General features: G+C 61.4%; 18 protein-coding genes. 11 read left to right on the plus strand and 7 right to left on the minus strand.

Features of this window, described 5'->3' with window-relative positions; genetic code table 11:
- Positions 1-3 precede the first annotated feature (3 nt).
- Genes araD through R1W00_RS14200 form a run of 8 tightly spaced genes read left to right on the plus strand, consistent with a single transcriptional unit; the run spans position 4 to position 8,480 of the window.
- Positions 4-1,746, plus strand: a complete 1,743-nt coding sequence (araD, locus tag R1W00_RS14165; RefSeq protein WP_317263414.1) for an L-arabinonate dehydratase — start codon at positions 4-6, stop codon at positions 1,744-1,746.
- Positions 1,746-2,669, plus strand: a complete 924-nt coding sequence (locus R1W00_RS14170) for a Gfo/Idh/MocA family oxidoreductase (protein ID WP_317263415.1) — start codon at positions 1,746-1,748, stop codon at positions 2,667-2,669. The genes araD and R1W00_RS14170 overlap by 1 nt, the downstream gene beginning before the upstream one ends.
- Positions 2,669-3,670 (plus strand): aldose epimerase family protein, encoded by a 1,002-nt coding sequence (locus R1W00_RS14175; protein WP_317263416.1) that lies wholly within the window; start codon positions 2,669-2,671, stop codon positions 3,668-3,670. Before R1W00_RS14170 ends, R1W00_RS14175 begins: the two co-directional genes overlap by 1 nt.
- 10 nt (positions 3,671-3,680) lie before the next feature.
- Entirely contained in the window at positions 3,681-4,598 is a 918-nt protein-coding gene (locus R1W00_RS14180; protein ID WP_317263417.1) for a dihydrodipicolinate synthase family protein, read from the plus strand.
- Between the two features lie 10 nt (positions 4,599-4,608).
- Entirely contained in the window at positions 4,609-6,123 is a 1,515-nt protein-coding gene (locus R1W00_RS14185; RefSeq protein WP_317263418.1) for an aldehyde dehydrogenase (NADP(+)), read from the plus strand.
- A gap of 2 nt (positions 6,124-6,125) precedes the next feature.
- On the plus strand, positions 6,126-7,028 hold the full coding sequence (locus tag R1W00_RS14190; protein WP_317263419.1) for a 2-dehydro-3-deoxygalactonokinase: 903 nt from the start codon (positions 6,126-6,128) through the stop codon (positions 7,026-7,028).
- On the plus strand, positions 7,025-7,636 hold the full coding sequence (locus tag R1W00_RS14195; RefSeq protein WP_317263420.1) for a 2-dehydro-3-deoxy-6-phosphogalactonate aldolase: 612 nt from the start codon (positions 7,025-7,027) through the stop codon (positions 7,634-7,636). Before R1W00_RS14190 ends, R1W00_RS14195 begins: the two co-directional genes overlap by 4 nt.
- Entirely contained in the window at positions 7,629-8,480 is an 852-nt protein-coding gene (locus R1W00_RS14200; protein WP_317263421.1) for an SMP-30/gluconolactonase/LRE family protein, read from the plus strand. The genes R1W00_RS14195 and R1W00_RS14200 overlap by 8 nt, the downstream gene beginning before the upstream one ends.
- Here the strand turns inward: R1W00_RS14200 and R1W00_RS14205 are convergent.
- From R1W00_RS14205 to R1W00_RS14235, 7 genes are all read right to left on the minus strand, one after another.
- On the minus strand, positions 8,477-9,226 hold the full coding sequence (locus R1W00_RS14205) for an HpcH/HpaI aldolase family protein (RefSeq protein WP_317263422.1): 750 nt from the start codon (positions 9,224-9,226) through the stop codon (positions 8,477-8,479). The two genes, R1W00_RS14200 and R1W00_RS14205, sit on opposite strands and share 4 nt — an antisense overlap.
- A gap of 9 nt (positions 9,227-9,235) precedes the next feature.
- Complete coding sequence (locus R1W00_RS14210; RefSeq protein ID WP_317263423.1) at positions 9,236-10,156, minus strand: DUF6282 family protein; 921 nt, start codon at positions 10,154-10,156, stop codon at positions 9,236-9,238.
- A 41-nt stretch (positions 10,157-10,197) separates the two neighbouring features.
- Positions 10,198-10,926 carry an NAD(P)H-dependent oxidoreductase gene (locus R1W00_RS14215; RefSeq protein ID WP_317263424.1) on the minus strand — a complete coding sequence of 243 codons (729 nt, stop codon included), beginning with the start codon at positions 10,924-10,926 and terminating at the stop codon, positions 10,198-10,200.
- Between the two features lie 8 nt (positions 10,927-10,934).
- Entirely contained in the window at positions 10,935-12,206 is a 1,272-nt protein-coding gene (locus R1W00_RS14220; protein ID WP_317263425.1) for a TRAP transporter large permease, read from the minus strand.
- Positions 12,206-12,787, minus strand: a complete 582-nt coding sequence (locus R1W00_RS14225) for a TRAP transporter small permease (protein WP_317263426.1) — start codon at positions 12,785-12,787, stop codon at positions 12,206-12,208. The genes R1W00_RS14220 and R1W00_RS14225 overlap by 1 nt, the downstream gene beginning before the upstream one ends.
- Before the next feature lie 64 nt (positions 12,788-12,851).
- Positions 12,852-13,844 carry a TRAP transporter substrate-binding protein gene (locus R1W00_RS14230; protein WP_317263427.1) on the minus strand — a complete coding sequence of 331 codons (993 nt, stop codon included), beginning with the start codon at positions 13,842-13,844 and terminating at the stop codon, positions 12,852-12,854.
- Between the two features lie 76 nt (positions 13,845-13,920).
- Entirely contained in the window at positions 13,921-14,826 is a 906-nt protein-coding gene (locus R1W00_RS14235; RefSeq protein ID WP_317263428.1) for a hypothetical protein, read from the minus strand.
- Positions 14,827-15,036: 210 nt separating this feature from the next.
- Between R1W00_RS14235 and R1W00_RS14240 the strand changes: the two genes are divergently transcribed.
- The 3 genes from R1W00_RS14240 to R1W00_RS14250 all read left to right on the plus strand — a co-directional run bounded on the left by R1W00_RS14240 (position 15,037) and on the right by R1W00_RS14250 (position 19,287).
- The gene (locus R1W00_RS14240; RefSeq protein WP_317263429.1) at positions 15,037-15,825 is read left to right on the plus strand and encodes an IclR family transcriptional regulator; all 789 of its coding nucleotides are present in this window, start codon (positions 15,037-15,039) and stop codon (positions 15,823-15,825) included.
- A 236-nt stretch (positions 15,826-16,061) separates the two neighbouring features.
- Entirely contained in the window at positions 16,062-18,410 is a 2,349-nt protein-coding gene (locus R1W00_RS14245) for a CHAT domain-containing protein (RefSeq protein WP_317263430.1), read from the plus strand.
- 94 nt (positions 18,411-18,504) lie between these two features.
- Positions 18,505-19,287 carry a hypothetical protein gene (locus R1W00_RS14250; RefSeq protein ID WP_317263431.1) on the plus strand — a complete coding sequence of 261 codons (783 nt, stop codon included), beginning with the start codon at positions 18,505-18,507 and terminating at the stop codon, positions 19,285-19,287.
- Positions 19,288-19,321 lie beyond the last annotated feature (34 nt).

Below are 19,321 nucleotides of genomic sequence, written 5' to 3' on the forward strand. Positions count from 1 at the left end.
GCCATGACCTTTACCCCTGCAAAATGGCCCCGGAAACTGCGCAGTCAGGAATGGTACGGCGGCACCTCGCGTGACACGATTTACCACCGTGGCTGGCTAAAGAACCAAGGCTATCCGAACGACCTGTTCGATGGCCGTCCGGTGATTGGCATCCTGAACACGTGGTCCGATCTGACGCCCTGTAACGGGCACCTGCGTGAACTGGCCGAAAAGGTAAAGGCAGGCATCTGGGAGGCCGGTGGCTTTCCGGTCGAGGTACCGGTGTTCTCGGCCTCGGAAAACACCTTCCGCCCGACGGCGATGATGTATCGCAACCTTGCCGCCCTTAGCATCGAGGAACAGATGCGCGCCCAGCCCATCGACGGCGCGGTGTTGCTGGTCGGTTGTGACAAGACCACGCCGTCCCTGATCATGGCGGCGGCCTCGACCGATATCCCGTCGATCGTGGTGACGGGCGGTCCGATGCTGAACGGGTATTTCCGTGGCGAACGCGTCGGGTCCGGAACCCATCTGTGGAAGTTCTCCGAGGCGGTAAAAGCCGGCGAGATGACGCAGGACGAGTTCCTAGAGGCCGAGCAATCGATGTCGCGCTCTTCAGGCACCTGCAACACTATGGGCACGGCCAGCACGATGGCCTCGATGGCCGAGGCCTTGGGCATGGCCCTGTCCGGCAACGCGGCCATTCCCGCCGTGGACAGCCGTCGCCGCGTGATGGCGCAACTGTCGGGGCGGCGCATCGTTCAGATGGTCAAGGACGACCTGAAACCGTCCGACATCATGACCAAAGAGGCCTTTGAAAACGCCATCCGCACCAATGGCGCCATCGGCGGATCAACCAACGCGGTGATCCACTTGTTGGCCATGGCGGGGCGCGTCGGCGTGGACCTGACGCTGGACGATTGGGACCGCTGTGGGCGCGATGTGGAAACCATCGTGAACCTGATGCCGTCGGGCGATTACCTGATGGAAGAGTTCTTTTACGCCGGTGGTCTGCCCGTTGTCCTGAAACGTCTGGGCGAGGCGGGCAAGCTGCACAAAGACGCCTTGACCGTCTCGGGCAGCAGCATCTGGGACGAGGTCAAGGATGTCCTGAACCACAACGAAGACGTCATTCGTCCCATCGGTCAGGGTCTGACGCCCCAAGGCGGGATCGCGGTTCTGCGCGGCAATCTGGCCCCCAAGGGCGCGGTTCTGAAACCCTCGGCGGCGTCAAAACATCTGCTGAAACACCGTGGCCGCGCCGTCGTGTTTGAGGACATCGACGACTACAAGGCCAAGATCGAAGATGAGGCGTTGGACATCGACGAGACCTGCATCATGGTCCTGAAGAACTGTGGCCCCAAGGGCTATCCCGGTATGGCCGAGGTCGGCAACATGGGCCTGCCGCCCAAGGTCCTGAAAAAGGGCATCACCGATATGATCCGCATCTCGGATGCGCGGATGTCGGGCACCGCCTATGGCACCGTGATCCTACACACCTCGCCCGAGGCCGCCGCAGGTGGGCCGTTGGCCGTGGTGCAAAACGGCGACATGATCGACGTTGATGTCGAGGCGCGCCGCCTGCATCTGGATATTTCCGATGCGGAACTAGAGGCGCGGTTGGCCAAATGGGTCCCGACCCACCCTGCCCCCGATGGCGGGTATGAATGGCTGCACCAAGCGCATGTCGAAGGGGCCGATACCGGCGCCGATCTGGATTTCCTCAAAGGGTGCCGTGGCGCAGCCGTTGGAAAGGATTCACATTGATGCAGGTGGCCCTCGTTGGAATTGGCAAAATCGCGGTTGACCAACATGTCCCCGCGATCAACGCCAGCGCGGATTGGGAACTGGCCGCGACGGTCTCGCGCCATGGATCGGTCGAGGGCGTCCCTGCCTACGACGATTTCGACGCGATGCTGGCCGAGCGCACGGATATCCGCGTGGTGTCCCTGTGCCTGCCGCCCGTGCCGCGGTTTGATTATGCGGCGCGCGCGATTGCGGCGGGGCGTCATGTGATGCTGGAAAAACCGCCGGGCGCGACCCTTTCGGAATGCCATACGTTAGCCGATATGGCACGCGATGCGGGCGTCGCCCTCTACGCCACATGGCATTCGCGACAGGCGGACAAGGTTCCGGCGGCCAAGGCATGGTTGCAGGACAAACGCCTGATCAGCCTGACCATCACATGGCGCGAGAACGTGCGCCAATGGCACCCCGGTCAGGACTGGGTATTTGAGGCAGGTGGCCTTGGCGTCTTTGATCCCGGCATCAACGCCCTGTCGATCCTGACCGAAATCCTGCCCGATCCGGTACACCTGACGGCGGCAGAGTTACAGTTCCCCGAAAACCGCGACACGCCGATTGCAGCGCGTTGCCGGTTTCACCACCCCCACGGCGCGGATGTGTCGATGGACCTCGATTGGCTTGAGCCCGGTGATCCAACTTGGTCGATTGAGGCCGTGACCGATCAGGGCCGCATGCGGATGGAAAACGGTGGCGGCCACCTGATCATCGACGATATGCCTGATGACAGCCTGCCGGGTCTGACGGGGGAATACCCCCGCCTCTATGCCCAGATGGCCAAGCTGGTCGAAACCGGCGCGGTGGACATGGACCTTGCCCCGATGCGGCATGTCGCCGACGCCTTTACATTGGGAAGGCGCGTCAGTGTCGCGCCGTTTGAATGGTAATGCAAAACTCCACGATTACAACCGTCGCCACCACCCGTGATGGCAGTGACATCCAACAGGTCACCATTGCACGCGGCGACGTCACCGCCACCCTGATCACATGGGGGGCCAGCCTGCAGGACCTTCGCCTGTCGGGTGTGGCGCACGGGTTTGCGCTGGGGTCACCCGACGCGCTGGATTACACCGGACCGATGCGCCATTTCGGGTCTATCGTCGGCCCCGTCGCCAACCGGATTGCGGGCGGGCGTTTGGTTCTGAACGAACAAGAGATTCAGCTGGAGCAGAGCGAGGCGGCGACCGGCAACTGTCTGCACGGCGGATCGACGGGGTTCAGCAAACGGAACTGGACCTTGGTTGAGGCCGATGCACAAGCGGCGACCTTTGCCATTACGCATGACGACGGGCTGGGCAATTTCCCCGGCACGATTGAGGCCCGCGCGCGGTACGAGATTGCCGAGGACGGCGCGCTTGTTCTGGAACTGACCGGTACGGCGGATCGCCAGACATGGTTCGCACCCGCGTTTCACGGCTATTGGAACCTTGACGGATCGAACGATCTGTCGGGCCATCGGTTGACCGTCATGGCCGACACGTATCTGCCCGTCGACGCGGCGCAAATCCCGCTGGGCGCACCGGAACCTGTGGCCGAAACCCAGTTCGATTACCGCACGCCCCGCGCCCCCGAGCCTGATCTGGACCACAACTTTTGCCTAACCGATGAGCAAGGTTCAATGCGCACCGCCTGTGTGGTTGAGGCAGGTGAATTCCGCCTGACCGTTCAGACGACCGAAGTCGGCCTACAGGTCTATTCCGGCGGCAACCTGAACACAGCACCGACCACCGGCCACCACGGCAAACCCTATGCCGCAAACGCCGGTATCGCGATTGAGCCCCAGTTCTGGCCCGACACCCCGAACCACCCCGATTACCCGTCCGCCGCCATCGCGCCCGGACAGCCCTATAGACAGGTGTCGCGTTTCCACGTGACCCGCACCCCATAAGAGAAAGATGATGAAACAGCCATTGACCGGAATCCTGCCCGTCGCGCCAACGCCCTTTCATGCGGACGGCACCATTGACCCCGACGGGATGCGCCGCGTTCTGGATTGCATGATCGACCAAGGGGTCGACGCGATCTGTATCCTTGCGAACTATTCCGAACAGTTCCTTCTGTCGGATGAGGAACGCGCGACACTGACCCGCGTCAGCCTAGAGCACGTCGCGGGCCGCGTTCCGGTCATTGTCACCATCAGCCATTTCGCAACCGATATCGTGGTGGCGCGGGCGCGTGAGGCACAGTCGCTTGGCGCGGCGATGTTGATGATGATGCCGCCCTATCACGGCGTGGGTCTGGTCCCGGCTGAGGCAGGCATTTTCGAACATTTCGCCGCCGCGTCGGATGCGGTGTCGATCCCGATCATGGTGCAGGACGCGCCGCTGTCTGGTGTGACCCTGTCCGTGCCGTTGTTGGTGCGTATGGCGCGCGAAATCGAAAATGTGTCCTATTTCAAAATGGAAACGCCCTTTGCGGCGGACAAGCTGGCCGCGCTGATCGAGATGGGCGGCGATGACATCATCGGCCCGTTTGACGGCGAAGAGGCCGTGACCCTCTTGGCCGATCTGGACGCGGGATGCACCGGTACGATGACCTCGGCCCTACAGCCCGAAAAGATCCGCCCGATCGTGGTCGATTACCGTGCGGGCAACACGGATGCCGCGTTGGATCAGTGGAAACTGTGCCTGCCCCTGATCAACCACGAGAACCGCCAATGCGGCCTGCGCGCCGCAAAAACCGTGATGATGGAGGGCGGCGTGATCGGATCGGATTACGTGCGCCATCCCCTAAAACCCATGTCGCCGCGCACCAAAGATCGCCTGATGTCGCTTTCGCGCGAATTGGATCTGATCGCGCTGAACTGGGGCAAGTGAGGATTTACAGATGACATATGAACCACATGGAAAACACCTGATCGCGGGCGCTTGGGTCGGCTCGGAAAACACATTTGCGTCCCAACCGGTCAGTGGCCCCGCCCATCACACCGCCAACGGTGGCGCGGCCGAGGTCGACGCCGCCTGTCAGGCCGCCGAAGAGGCGTTCTGGACCTATGGCTATTCCACCCGCGCCGAGCGTGCCGCGTTCCTAAACGCCATCGCCGATGAGATTGAGGCGCGCGGCGATCAGATCACCGATATCGGCACCCGTGAAACCGGCCTGCCCGAGGCCCGCCTGCAGGGTGAGCGCGGCCGCACCACCGGTCAATTGCGCCTGTTCGCGTCCCATATTCTGGACGGTGCTTATCTGGATCAACGCCATGACGCGGCCCTGCCTGACCGCGCGCCCCTTCCCCGTCCCGACCTGAAAATGGTGCAACGCCCCATCGGTCCCGTGGCCGTGTTTGGCGCGTCGAACTTTCCCTTGGCGTTTTCCACGGCGGGCGGCGACACGGCCAGTGCCCTTGCCGCCGGATGCCCCGTGGTGGTCAAAGGTCACCCCGCCCACCCCGGCACCGGCGAAATCGTCGCCGAGGCGATCAAGGCCGCGATTGAAAAGACCGGCATGCCCGCGGGTGTGTTCAGCCTGATCCAAGGCAACACGAACGATCTGGGTGCGGCATTGGTGAACCACCCGTTGATCAATGCGGTCGGGTTTACCGGATCGCTGGGCGCGGGCCGGGCCCTGTTTGACATGTGCGCCACCCGTCCGACCCCGATCCCGTTCTTTGGCGAATTGGGCAGTGTGAACCCCATGTTCCTGTTGCCGAGCGCAATGTCGGAACGCGGCGCAGAGATGGCCGCCGGATGGGCCGGATCCCTGACCATGGGCGTCGGGCAATTCTGCACGAACCCCGGCGTGGTTGTCGCGATAGATAGCCCCGAGACAGACGCATTCATCGCCGCCGCGACCGAGGCCCTGTCGGCGGTCGGCGCGCAAACCATGCTGACCGAGGGCATCGCGAACGCCTATCGCGCGGGCCGCGACCGGATCGCGGACACCAAAGGCGTGCGTGAGGTCCTGACCTCAACCTGTGATCTGCGCAACGCGACGCCCTATCTGTTCGCGACCACGGGTGCGGAATGGCTGGCCAACGATGCCTTGGGGCATGAGGTCTTTGGCCCCCTTGGCCTGATCGTTCGGGTCGCCGATGCCGATGAAATGCGCGCCGTCGCGCGGTCGCTGGACGGGCAATTGACCTGCACCCTGATGATGGAGGACGCCGATACCGATCTGGCCCGCGCGTTGATGCCGGTTCTAGAGCGCAAGGCCGGCCGCGTGCTGGTCAACGGCTATCCCACGGGGGTTGAGGTATCGGACACCATGGTCCACGGCGGCCCCTATCCGGCCTCGACCAACTTTGGCGCAACCAGCGTTGGGACACTGGCCATCCGCCGGTTCCTGCGGCCTGTGTGCTATCAGAACCTGCCGGATGCACTTCTGCCGACGGACCTGACCTAACCATGTCGGGGACGGCGTGGATCGCTGCGGATTGGGGGACGTCGAACCTGCGCCTCTGGGCGATGGGGGACGATGGCACGCCCGTTTCTGAACGTCGTTCAGATCGCGGCATGGGCACGCTGTCCCCCGATGAATTTGAGGGCGCGTTTTTGGACCTTGCCGGTGATCTGATCGGCGATGGTCCGTGCGACGTCGTGATTTGTGGCATGGCGGGCGCACGGCAGGGATGGGTCGAGGCGGCCTATACCACCACGCCCTGTGCTCCGATTGCAGAAACGGCAACCCGTGTTCCCACACGTGACCCGCGCCTGAACGTGCGCATCCTACCCGGCCTGTGCCAGATGTCCCCACCCGACGTGATGCGCGGTGAGGAAACCCAGATCGCGGGATATCTGGCCGGTGCGCCCGATTTTGACGGCGTTATCTGCTTGCCCGGTACGCATAGCAAATGGGCGCGAGTCTCGGGCGGCATGGTCCAGACATTTCGCACGTTCATGACGGGCGAGTTGTTCCATCTCACCGCCACCCAATCGATCCTGCGCCACAGCATCGGCAAGGGGTGGGATCACGACGCATTCCCCGACGCGGTGGCCCAAGGGTTCAACACCCCCGGACGCGTGACCACTGACTTGTTTTCCCTGCGCGCGGCGTCTTTGGTGGGCGGGACGGATGGTGCCACGATCCGCGCGCGTCTGTCCGGTCTGCTGATGGGCATTGAACTGAACGGCGCGCAGGATTTGATGACCCAAGGCGACGTCGTGTTGATCGGCGCGCCGGACCTGTGTGACCATTACGAACAGGCCATCCGCGCCATCGGGGGCCGCGCCCAACGCGCAGAGGCGACGGCGATGACCCTTGCCGGTTTGATCGCGGCCCATGACCGTCTGAAGGAAGACCAGACATGAGCAGAAACATCATCGCCATCCTGCGCGGCATCACACCGGATGAGGCCCCGATGATCGCAGGCGTGCTGATCTCGGCGGGCATCACCAAGATCGAGGTGCCGTTGAATTCCCCCGATCCGTTCCTCTCGATCCAACTGATGACAGAGGCGTTCGGCGATCAGGCCCTGATCGGCGCGGGCACGGTTTTGACGCCCGCGCAGGTGGCCCAAGTGAAAGACGCAGGCGGGAAACTAATCGTGTCGCCCAACACCGACCCTGCGGTCATCACCGCGACCAAGGCGGCGGGCCTGCTGTCCTATCCGGGCGCAATGACGCCAACGGAGTGTTTTATCGCGCTACAGGCCGGGGCGGATGGTCTAAAGATGTTTCCGGGTGAGCTGATCGGCCCCTCCGGCCTGCGTGCCATACGGGCCGTCCTGCCCAAGGGGACCGAGGTTCTGGCCGTCGGCGGCGCAAACCCCGACAATTTCGCGGCTTGGGTTGCGGCGGGCGCGGACGGGTTCGGCATCGGCAGCGCCCTCTACAAACCCGGCGATGATGCCGCCGCCGTCGATCAAAAAGCCCGCGCGATCGTCGCGGCCTATGACGCGGTCATGCACAATGATTAAGGCCGAGGTGTTCGATACCCGAACCTGCGAATTGGGCGAAGGCGCGTTTTGGCATCCCACCCAAAACCGGTTCTATTGGTTCGACATTCTGGGGGACCGGTTGCTGTCGCGCGACGGGGATAAGGCGATCGAATGGGCAATGCATGAACATTGTTCGGCGGCGGGGTGGATCGACGAAACCACCCTGTTGATCGCGTCGGAAACGGGCCTTTGGCGGTTTGACACGACGAATGGATCGCGCGAGCTGATCACGCCGCTTGAGGCCGATGATCCCGCCACCCGTTCCAACGACGGGCGTGCCGATCCGCATGGCGGGTTCTGGATCGGGACCATGGGCAAGAACGCCGAAACGGGGCGCGGCGCGATCTATCGGTTCTATCTTGGTACGCTGCGCAAATTGGTGTCGGGAATCACGATCCCCAATTCGATCTGTTTTGCACCGGATGGGCGCACGGCCTATTACACCGACACGACGGCGGGTCAGATCATGCGCCAACCGCTGGACGAGGCGGGCTGGCCCACGGGCGAGGCCCGCGTGTTTCTGGACCTCGGCGCGCGGGGCATTCACCCCGACGGATCGGTGGTGGATGCGGAAGGCGCGCTCTGGAATGCGCAATGGGGGTTGGGCCGCGTGGTGCGGTATATGCCCGACGGGACCGAGGACATGATCGTCACCGTCGGCGGCGCGCATTCGTCCTGTCCGGCCTTTGGTGGGCCGGACCTGCAAACACTCTTCGTCACCACGGCATGCGAGGGGATTGAAACCCCCGATGCGGCCCAAGGGCGCGTGTACGCCGCCCGCGTTCCAATCAAAGGCCGGCCAGAGCCGCGCGTGATCCTCTAACCCTTTGCGGCGGCCAGTTGCGTTGCCGCGCCGCGCAGCATTGATTGATCCGACCCACAGACGAACAAGGTCACGCCACGCGCGTGCCAATCGGCAATCTGGGCGGGGTTCCCGACGAACAACCCGACCGCCGTTCCGGCCTTTTGCCCCGCCTCAATCACGCGCAAAATAGCCGCGTCCAGTTCAGGCGACGGATAGGTCACCCCCATTGATTGCGCCAAATCCGCAGGCCCGATGAACAGCATATCGACATCCGCAATCGCCGCGATGTCGTCGAGGTGATCCAAGGCGCTTGCGTCCTCAATCTGAACCATGACGACGTTGTGGGCGTCGCTGTGTTCGCGATAGGTCGGGATGTTCATCCCGCTATAGTTGCCCGCGCGCGGGGACGGGGACAGGCCGCGCTTGCCCCGCGAAAACCGCACCGCATCGCAGACCGCATCCGCATCAGCCGCGTCCATCACATGGGGCACCATCACCCCGTTCAGGCCAAGATCCAACAGAGGCGCGATCCAGTCCCGCGATGCCCCCCACCGCCGCGACAAAATCGGCAAGCCCGCCGCGCGCGAGGCCAGCGCCATCATATCCATCTGAGCGATCCCGATCGGGGCGTGCTCCTGATCGATCACGGCGAAATCCAACCCCGCCAGCCCCAGAATTTCGACGTTATGGGGCGCAGGCGTCTTGATAAAGGTGCCGATCAACAGCTCACCCGCCTTGATCCGTGTGCGCAGGTCGTTTGTCATCGCCGCCCCCTACCCGTTCAGGCCGATAACATCGGCGGCGTTCGAGGCGATCATCTGACGGATCTGCGCATCGCTATAGCCCAGCCCGATGCAGGCGGCGATGCCGTTCTGGAAGCCCTCAAGCGGGCTGATCGTGCCGGTCTGCCCAAGGTCCGAAGCAAGGATCGTACGCTCGGCCCCGACCAGATCGATAAAGTCGCGCAATTCTTCATCCGTGCGGTTCTTGAACTTGGACCCTTCGACAAAGAAGGCCAGCGAATGTTCGACATAGGCGCCCATATCCGCGATCTCTTTGGTGTCATCCATCGAGGCCCCTACGATGTCCTCGGGGTGGGTGAAAATCAGACGCTCGACCCCGCGTTTGCGCGCCTCGGCGAAGACAATCTTGGTCTCGGACACGTGGATGTGCCCACTGGCCAGCGCCATGCCCGTCGCGGCCATCACGTCGAGCAGGTCTAGAACCTCAGGGCGCAGCCGATCCCCGTCAAACAGCGGAACCGCCGAGGCCGCGCGCATTTTCTGGGTCGAGGCGGGATGCGCCCAGCCAGACGTCTTTTCCCAGTTCAGATGGTTTTCCGCCGCCAAGGTCGGCAGCCACACGATCCGCCCGTCCATGGCCGCCGTGTGTTCGACCGCGTAGGGGTTGATGCCCCCCACCACGTTGTTCAGAACGATGCCCGAATAGACCTTGGTCTTCAGGTCGGGGTGGTGATCGGTGATCATCCGCGCGCACATCACGCCGGAATAATCGTGGTCCTTGCTGACCATCGCGGCGAACCCGTTGTCGGAGTAAACGCGCGCAAGGTCCAGATGATCGACGGCACGCGGCGCGATGGACGGGCCGCTGTGCACATGCGGGTCGACCGCCCCGACCAAGAGATCGGCAATCCGCGCGGCCTGATCGGTTCGGATGGTTGCGATGTCTGTCATTTTGGACCTCTTGATGCGGGTTTCGTGGGATGTGGCATGGGTCAGGTTTTGCGCGCCCATGCGCCGTCGGGAACGGTGTCTATGGCGGTGCGCCAATCGTCGGTCGGGTCTACGGGCAGCGCGGCAAGGGACAGGGCAGCAGACGCCGCAGCGCGCAGGTATTCGGCGCGCGCGTCTCCGTCTGTGCGGGGGACGCCATAGCTGATGACCGGCTCGGCGACCCCAAACCCCATGTATTCAAGGGCAAGTTTGCGGATCGGCATCAACAGCGGGCCGATGGGACCATAGACACCCGTGTCAGAGAACCGTTCGGGCGTGCCGCCGGTTGTCACGCTGATCATGGCGCGGCGTCCTTTTAAGATGCCGCTGTCAAACCGGCGACCATCGACATAGGCGAACCCATAGCTGAGGACGCGGTCGATCCACCCCTTAAGCAACGCAGGCGGCCCACCCCACCACAGGGGAAATTGCAGGATCACATTGTCCGCCGCCGCAACCCGCGCCTGTTCCCGCGCGATGTCGGGGGCGAATGTGCCATGGCGTGCGGCGTGGGCCTGTTCGCCCTGCACATGAAACTGTGCGGGATCGGCGGGATCGGTCATGTCGTAGCGGCCAACATCGGCGCGAAACTCCTCGGCCGCGAGGTCGGAAATCGTGACGGTGTGACCGGCCGTGCGCAATGCATCCGCCATTTCCCCGGCCAAAGCATGGTTGAATGAACGCGGTTCAGGATGCGCCACAACGATCAGGACATTTCGCGTATCAGACATCAGGAACCTCAGAACAACGCACGCGGAATGAACAGCGTCAGTTGCGGGATCAGGGCGATCAGCGCCAGAATAGCCAAGCAAATCCCGACCAGCGGCAGCGCTTCACGGATCACCCGCGTGACAGGTTCGCCCGAAATCGCCGAGGCGATGAACAACAGGATACCCACCGGCGGCGTCGCCATCCCGATCACCACGTTCAGTACGACGACCGTGCCGAATTGCACCGGATCCATTCCGATGATCGCCTGTATCTTCAACAGGATCGGCATGGTCAGGATCAGGATCGAAATCGGCTCGAGGAACATGCCCAGAACCAACAGGAACAGGTTCAGGAACAACAGGATCAGCCACGGGTTTTCCGTCACCGACAGCATCGCGTTGGCGATCAATGTCGGCACCTGTTCCAGCGTAAAGACGAAGGACACGATGCTGGCCATCGAGGTGATGAACAGGATCGAGGTCGACACAAGCGCCGTCGCGATCAAGGCGTTCCACACGCGCGTGACGGTCAGGTCCTTGTAGATGAACCCGATGATCAGGGCATAGGCGACGGCGACGGCTGCGGCCTCGGTCGGGGTGAAAATCCCCGCCTTGATTCCCACCAGAATGATCAACGGCAAGATCAGCGCGGGCAAGGTGCGGCGCGTGGCCGACAGACGATCAGCCAGACCCATCTTCTCGGTCACGGGAAACCCGTCGCGGCGCGCGCGCCATGTGCCATAGGTCAACAGGCCCGTCGCGATCATGATCCCCGGCACGACACCGGCCAGAAACAACTGACCAATCGACGCGCCCGACAACACGCCATAGATGATCATCGTGATTGACGGCGGGATGATCGGCCCCATGACCGAACTGACCGCGATCAGGGCGGCGGCATAGGCGGGCGGCATCCCCTGTTTGGACATGGTCGGGATCAGGATCGTGCCCAGCGCAGACGCCTCGGCGGTCGCACTGCCCGAAATGCCCGCGAAAAAACCCGAGGACAGGATCGACACGGACGACATGCCGCCACGTCGATGACCGACCATGGCTCGGGCGAAATTGACGATCCGATCCGTCACGCCCCCGACGTTCATCAACGTCCCCGCCAACAGGAACAACGGAATGGTCAGCAGAACAAACTGGTCAATCCCCGCGATCATCCGCTGCGGCAACAACAGCGCCATCATCCCGTTGCCCGAAAGGTACAGATAGATCGTGCCCCCAATCCCAAGGGCCAGCGCGATGGGAATGCCACTGGCCAGCAGACCGGCGAAAACAATAAAGAAACTGCCCATTAGCCCAGCTCTCCGGACGGGGTCGCACCCGCGCCTGATAGGTCGATGTTATTGCGGAATTCGGGGCCGAAACGGACGATCAGATCGGCAATCACATGCACCCCCATCAGGGACAGACCAACCGTCACCGACACATAGACCCAGCGGATCGACAGACCCAGGGGGTCGCCGGTCAGGGATTCCCAGATGAAATCGAGGGCGGGGATCGTCTGACTCTCAAACCGTGCGGCATAGCTATAGCCGTGCATCGCCATCAGCCCCAGAAAGAACAGGATCGGCCCCGCCATCATCGCACTAAGGACCCAACGTCCGCGCGGCGGCAATTGCATCGGAACAAAGTCCAACGTGACGAACTCACCGCGCTGATAGGCAAGGCCAAGCACCAGAAACGTCTGCCAGATCAACAGGTAGCGGCACAGTTCCTCGGCCCAGATCAGTGAATCCCCAAGAACATAGCGTGCAAAGACCTGCGCAATCATGATCACCACGATCAACGCCATGCAAATCCCCGCCAGAACGCGCACAGTCATCAAATAGCCGCGCACGATTAAGGGCGGCGGCGATGGGGAGACAGAGGTCATGACCTACCTTTCAGAAAAGCCCCCGCGCGGTTTTGGCCCGCGCGGGGAATGGTTCGTGGCCGGATCAACCGGCGGCGGCGACCAGTTCCGCGATCAACGGATCTTTGGCGGCCCATTCGGTCGTCATCGCCGACACCTTGGAGCGCATCGCGTCCAGATCGGACAATTCCAAAACCTCGACCCCTTTGGATTTCAGGGTCTCGCGGCCCTCGGCGTCCTGTGTCTTGGCATAGTCCAACGTGGCGGACACCGAGCGACGACCGGCCTCAGTCACGACGGCTTTTTCCTCGTCATTGAGGTCATTCCAGTACCGTTCGGACATGATGGTGGTCATGTGCCACGGATAATGGCCGGTCAGGGTAAAGTTCTTGCCGACCTCCCACAGGTTTTCGCCCAGCATCGAGGACACGTTGATCTCAACCGCGTCCAGAACACCGGTTTCCAGTGCGCCGTAAATCTCGCCATAGGGCAGGCCCACAGGCGCGGTGCCCAAGGTTTCCCAGATCTGTTTGTGCAACGGCACGGGCACGATCCGCGTCTTGAGACCCGACAGATCATCCAGCGACGTCACCGGATCCTTGATCGACAGGAAATGACGCTGACCGGTGTCGGCGGTGGCAAGGCTGATCAAACCGGCGGCGCGTAGATCGTCCTGAATTTTCTGGCCGACCGGACCAAGAGCCAGTTCGCCAAAGTGGTCATAGTCGCGCACCAAGAACGGCAATTGCCATGCGTTCATCGCCTGACGACCGGTGACCAGCGGGATCAGTACGCCCGAGACGGCGGTGACGTCCATGCTTCCGGCCACGGTGCTTTCCAACAGTTGTTTGTCATCACCCAATTGACGGTTGGGGAAGATGTTGATGTTGAACCCGCCGGGCATCAGTTCCTCAAGCGCGACGGCAAAGCTGGTCGCAAGGATATGGCCCGGATGAACCTCGTTCGCGGCATGCGCGATCTTCATCGATTTCCCTGCGGCGCGCGCCACATGCGGGGCCATCAACGTCCCCGCCACGGCGGCGGTGCTGGTCTGTAACAGGTGTCGTCTGGTGATCATCGGTTTCTCCTCCCAAGTGATCGTAAGAGTGTCTCCTTGGCCAAGCGGTCCTTGGCGTGCTTTGTCGTGCGTGGGATTAGCCCTCGGGCATGGGGTAGTCGTCGGCGTTCAGAACCCAGCCCGGCTTCATCGAAAAATCGACGCGCGGCGGGCTGAAGATATCGACCAAGACATTGCTGCCCTCACCCGTGGCGCGGGTGGTGTGGATGACGGGCGGCGGAATGATCAGGGCAGATGGCGCGCCCATCTCAACCGCGCGGTCATCGCGCCAGTCGGCCATATCGCTGGTCCATGCCCAGCGCAGATAGTGGGTAAAATTCCCCGACAGGGCCAATGAACCCTGTTCAAAATCATCGTGGTGATGCGGCGACATCTTGGATGGATCGCGCGGCCCGTCAAAGGGCTCCAGCACATTCACCATCAATGTCGTACACCGGAAGATACGGCCAAACCGCCCCTCTTGGCGCGGCACGTCCAGATCATAGGACCGGATTTTCCAGCCACCCACCGGCTCCGGCCAAGGTACAAAATCGGGAATATGCGTGCGCGGCGCGTCATAGCCCCGCGCGTTGCCACAGGCCTCGGCCAGATCGGAGTTCTGGGTCGAAAACAGGCGCACGATCACGCCGCCCTCGGGCAAGGTAACGGCACTGTTTCCGGGCGGAACAAAGGTCAAGCTATTGCCGGAAACGTCCTCACGCGCGCCGTCCCATTCGATAATCGCAGCGGCCTCAGGCAACAGCACGGCATATTCATCCGTCTGCCCGATCCGACCGAACACCGCCCCCGGTAGGGCCTCGGTGTAGGCGATCAGAAAATTATGCCCGCGATGCAGCCATGTCTTGCCCGTCCCGTCATCAATCTGCGGCGCGGTGTCGTAGAAATACCCCTCTTGCGGCTCCGCGACGAGGCCCGTCACACCGATCATGCTGGCCGCCGCTTGGGGCGCCAAAGACGCACGCGGATCGGATTTGTCATACATGGCATTCTCCCCCCTCAAATCGTGTGCCCCGCGACGGAAACGGTAAATGCCAATATGTGGCGCCGTCGTTTCCTATTGCATTTGTTTCGCTAGGCGATACGATGTTTCTTTAGATAAAACATAGAGAGAGTTTTGCGACGCTGTCAAGCATTGCATCCGAGGACCGTTTGAGGGGATGTAAGACGACAGACGACACAGGGAGAGACGCGCGTGACACCGGCGAATGACGACAAATCCGACGTGATCCAGAGCGTGGCACTTGCCCTGCAGCTCCTTGAAACGCTTGCAGAAAGTGACAGTGACATCGGCGTAACCGCCTTGGCGACTGCGCTTGGCACCACCAAAAGCCGCATCTATCGCCACCTGCGGACATTGGTGACGCTGGGCTATATCTCGCAATCCGAAGAGACCGAGCGCTATCGAATCGGTGCGCGTCTGATCTCGCTTGGAAAGGCCGCGTCTGGTTCGGCTGATCTCAGCTCGGCCGCTCTGCCCCATATGCGGGCGCTCAGGGACGCGACCGGGCACGCGGTCAGTCTGGGTCAGGTGCAGGACACCGGCATCCGCATCCTGAACACAATCGCCGGCACCATGGAGATTGAGGTCGGCGTCCGCCCCGGATCGCTACTTGGGTTCACCAACTCGGCCCAAGGCAAAATGGCACTGGCCAAGATGCCCCCAGAGGCGCGTCAGGCCACCCTGCCCACCGTTTTGCCCGCAACCACCCAGTTCACCATCAAAGACCCAGCGGAATTCGACGCCCATCTGGACGCCATCGCCACACAGGGCTGGGCCACCGCGCCGAATGAGACAATGCTGGGCCTGAACGCGCTGGCCTGCCCGATCATGGACGCAGACGCCAAGGTGGTCGCGACCATCGCGATCGTCAGCCTGACCCAATATATCGAAACCCCGCCCGATCCCGCTCAGATAAACGCGGTCATTTCGGCGGCTAAAGGCATTTCGATTGACCTAGGCTGTCCCGCAGGCGTCCTGTAGCGATCTTTTTCTTTGACAGAATGCGTCCAAAGCGGAAATCCTTGATCGAATTTCGACAAAGGAAATGCGCCCAGGTGACCAAAGATATTCTTTCACAGATCAACGATTTGATGCAAAGCGGGTTTGATTTTTGGAACGCGGGAAAAATTTCAGACAGTCTGAATTCGTATCGCAAAGCCGTCTCACTTTTACCCGAGGATGCACCAATCAACATTGTGGTGTGGGCAAAAAAAGAATTGGCCAACACCCTGCGTGAAATGGGGCACATTCAGGAAGCTCTGGAGATCCTTCCCGAATTAGAGCAGCTCTGTATAAAGCATGACCTTGACCCGACCGGCGTCATCCGAACGTGGGCCATTGCCCTAAGCACGGCGCGGGACCATGAGGCGGCGCTTACCCTATACCAACGCATTGCGCCGACCGAAAAAACACCCCCACTTGAGCGGCTACAATGGCACCACGCCGTAGGTGTCCTACACTGGGAAAACGCCCATATAGAGGATGCAAAGGCCAGTTTCGCGGCGGCGAAACAGAACATCCCTGACGACATGGCGCAGGCCTCTATGTATCTGCCCGTCCTCGGGAATTATGCGGAACTGTGTTTGCGGACGGGGGATATGGCCACGGCTCAGCGCCAAATCGAGCGCATGATCGAGATCCGCGATCATGTCGACACGGTCCCTCTGGCTGGGGACACTTCGATAGCGAACACTCGGGCACTGTTGGCACAATACCAGAAAGATTTTGCGAAAGAGGCCAAAATCCTCTGGGATTTTTTAAACCTGCTCGAAAAGCAAGATCCAGACAATTGGGTCAACAAATTACACATGGCCGGATGTTATGCCATCGCCGCCCAAAAAGTCGACGGGGGCGCAAAGGCCATTTCCAATCTAAAACGTCTGTGCGATCAAGCCCCTCTCGACATGAAATGGGTCGGAGTATTTCGTCTATCCCAGCTTCAGCAGATCGTAAAAGACCCGCCTGGTGCCAAAGAAAGTGTCGCGATTTTGCTTGCCACCCACGGGGGCAGCAGCGATGCCGCCGCCGAACACGAACTGCTTTCCACGCTACCAGGTATGTTGGAAATAAATGGCAACCCTGACGCGGCCGCGTTCATTGCAAAACTGGTTATCAAACTGTTCATTCGCGCGATCGAGTCCCTAAGCGCGGCAGAACAGCGTGCGGTATGTGAGACGGGGGATACGTACAACGAAAAGGCGGCGACACTCTTGCGCAGCAGAGGGCGATACCAAGAGGCGGCCATCGTCGAACGCCTGTATGAACGCATCCGCCACTACGTGTTCATCCAGAAGCGCCCTGCATCCGAAATCTTGCTTCTTGACCCGATCCCGTTTGACGCGGCGGAAAAACAGGCCGAGGCAGAGTGGCTGATCTGGCGGGCGGAACTGGCTGATATGCGCGCTGCGGGTCATCTTGGACAGGCCGTTGAACGGGCCCGTGAGATTATTGAGGACCTGTTAACCTTCAAAACCCGATCTGGTCTGCTGCACCGTCTAGAGCTGCTCCCACCTCCGCCCAAGGACGTTTTGCGCCTGTGCTTTGTGCCGGCGGAGGATCATTGCGAAATTCATTACCTGTGGGCCGACCGCGCCGAGGTGGTCCGCCTCGACGTTGAGGCGCAGAGCTTTTTCCAACGCGTGGGCGAGCTGCGTCTGGCGGCCACGGACACCGATGCATGGGTCGAGATTGCCAAGCGCCTTTACAGCGACATCATAAAACCCGTTGAAAACGAACTGGCCGCGATTGACTGCCTTGAAATCGACGCGCGGGGGGCTTTGGGGCGTATCCCCATCGGGCTTTTGTCCGACGGGGATACCTGCGTCATCGAACGTGTGCCGGTGCGCTATGTGTTGAACGTCGCCAGACCGGCGCACAGCCCTCCGCGACGACAAGGGGGCGCCCATTTCGCGGCCTTTGACACCGGCCCATTGTCGCACGCACCGCGCGCCGGACCTGACACGCCTGTCCCCTTTAACGCCCGTACTGGCACGGCGTTCACACGGCAAGCCGTGTTGGATGGGCTTGCACAACGCCCTGTAGTCCTGACCATCGCGACCCATCTTGAAACTGAGCCGACTCATCCCGAAGCCTCGGCGTTGCTACTCGGGGACCAATCCCATCTCTTGCTGTCGGATCTGGCTGATGCATCGTTTGATCTGAACGGGGTCAGGATCGCCCTATTCGCGACCTGCTCTTCGGGAATTGGCGACAGCACGGATCAACGCGAGACCTCGCTTGTGTCGCTGGCTCTTGAAAAGGGCGCAGGCTGTGTGGTCGGGACGTTGTGGGACATTTCGGAAACAGCCGCTGCACGTTTTGTGCAGGATTTTATGGATGCATTATCCGCAGACCCCAACCGAAATGCTGCACAAATCCTTGCCACCATTCAGGCACGCCACGCGACCGAATACTGGCATTCCCCGCGCAGGCAAACGACCTCTGGCGGGATTGGCAGCGCGCCGCATCTGCACACGCCCGAAGACTGGGCAGCCTTTGCGATCTTTGAAAACTGCAACCCCCTGCAACCGACGGAGCAAACCACGTTGGACAATCTTGATAGCTAGCAGGCGGTTACAAGGAGGCACCGCAATGTATTCGGAATTTGAAAAACACACGATTGAGGATCTTGGGCAAAAACTGGCCCATATAGAGGGCATCTTGGGCGCCTATCTGCCGCAAGAGGTCTTTGACAGCGAAGTGCAGCAGGCCCGCCTGAAGTGTACGAAATACTCTTTTTCAAGGATGAAGTCGGGCATCCGACGCGCCTCGAACTGGGAGCTGTCCAACTTTGTCGAAATGTTCGACCTTGCACGCTATGGATTGGATTATCGCGTCTTTCTGTTGGCAATGGATGCGTTCAATGCCGAACTTAAGGACCGTGGTGTCGGGACCTATGGCGCGACGGCCGCCGAGCAGTTTCGCGAGGTGCTGCGCGCGCAAATCGATCACACCGCACCGATCACCATCCACCGCGACAAGACGATGAACGTAGGCGGTATCGGCCATAGCGACCCTGACCCAAAAGTCGTCACCTTGACCGCGCGGGATCGCGTCTCCCTGCGCGTGCCGTTGTTCCCAAGTCCTGATCCGGTGCGGTATCTTTTGCTGCTGCATGATTTCCCCGCGCGGCGCTCAACCTCCTGCCTCATGCCGTCCGAATACGCTCCTGATGAAATCGGTTCTGGCCAGACTGTGACATTGCCCCAGCATGCGTCGGGACTCTTGACGTTTCCGGTTGGGGGCGAGACCGGCTACCGTTGTATGTACGGCATCCAGTCAAGCGTCGATCTCGGCACCTATGTCGGCCTGAAAGACCCAACCGACACCGTACCCGATTTCACCCCTGCGCATATGGCCGCACTGGTGGACTTTCTCAAAAATGCATCTGGGGACCTAAAGGCGGCGACCCACGTCACCTTTGGGGAATACCTTTTAAAGTGATCACCCCTAAAAAAAATGGGGGGCAGACGCCCCC

This window comes from Rhodovulum sp. FJ3 (assembly GCF_032918305.1).
In the GTDB taxonomy this organism is placed as follows: Bacteria; Pseudomonadota; Alphaproteobacteria; order Rhodobacterales; family Rhodobacteraceae; genus SAT37.

What these genes read in the sequence shown, in the direction of transcription:
- R1W00_RS14230 (WP_317263427.1), bottom strand. Translation starts at nt 13,844, where the DNA reads ATGATCACCAGACGACACCTGTTACAGACCAGCACCGCCGCCGTGGCG.
- R1W00_RS14220 (WP_317263425.1), bottom strand. Translation starts at nt 12,206, where the DNA reads ATGGGCAGTTTCTTTATTGTTTTCGCCGGTCTGCTGGCCAGTGGCATT.
- R1W00_RS14190 (WP_317263419.1), top strand. Translation starts at nt 6,126, where the DNA reads ATGTCGGGGACGGCGTGGATCGCTGCGGATTGGGGGACGTCGAACCTG.
- R1W00_RS14235 (WP_317263428.1), bottom strand. Translation starts at nt 14,826, where the DNA reads ATGTATGACAAATCCGATCCGCGTGCGTCTTTGGCGCCCCAAGCGGCG.
- R1W00_RS14185 (WP_317263418.1), top strand. Translation starts at nt 4,609, where the DNA reads ATGACATATGAACCACATGGAAAACACCTGATCGCGGGCGCTTGGGTC.
- R1W00_RS14175 (WP_317263416.1), top strand. Translation starts at nt 2,669, where the DNA reads ATGCAAAACTCCACGATTACAACCGTCGCCACCACCCGTGATGGCAGT.
- R1W00_RS14225 (WP_317263426.1), bottom strand. Translation starts at nt 12,787, where the DNA reads ATGACCTCTGTCTCCCCATCGCCGCCGCCCTTAATCGTGCGCGGCTAT.
- R1W00_RS14210 (WP_317263423.1), bottom strand. Translation starts at nt 10,156, where the DNA reads ATGACAGACATCGCAACCATCCGAACCGATCAGGCCGCGCGGATTGCC.
- araD (WP_317263414.1), top strand. Translation starts at nt 4, where the DNA reads ATGACCTTTACCCCTGCAAAATGGCCCCGGAAACTGCGCAGTCAGGAA.
- R1W00_RS14180 (WP_317263417.1), top strand. Translation starts at nt 3,681, where the DNA reads ATGAAACAGCCATTGACCGGAATCCTGCCCGTCGCGCCAACGCCCTTT.
- R1W00_RS14200 (WP_317263421.1), top strand. Translation starts at nt 7,629, where the DNA reads ATGATTAAGGCCGAGGTGTTCGATACCCGAACCTGCGAATTGGGCGAA.
- R1W00_RS14205 (WP_317263422.1), bottom strand. Translation starts at nt 9,226, where the DNA reads ATGACAAACGACCTGCGCACACGGATCAAGGCGGGTGAGCTGTTGATC.
- R1W00_RS14195 (WP_317263420.1), top strand. Translation starts at nt 7,025, where the DNA reads ATGAGCAGAAACATCATCGCCATCCTGCGCGGCATCACACCGGATGAG.
- R1W00_RS14170 (WP_317263415.1), top strand. Translation starts at nt 1,746, where the DNA reads ATGCAGGTGGCCCTCGTTGGAATTGGCAAAATCGCGGTTGACCAACAT.
- R1W00_RS14215 (WP_317263424.1), bottom strand. Translation starts at nt 10,926, where the DNA reads ATGTCTGATACGCGAAATGTCCTGATCGTTGTGGCGCATCCTGAACCG.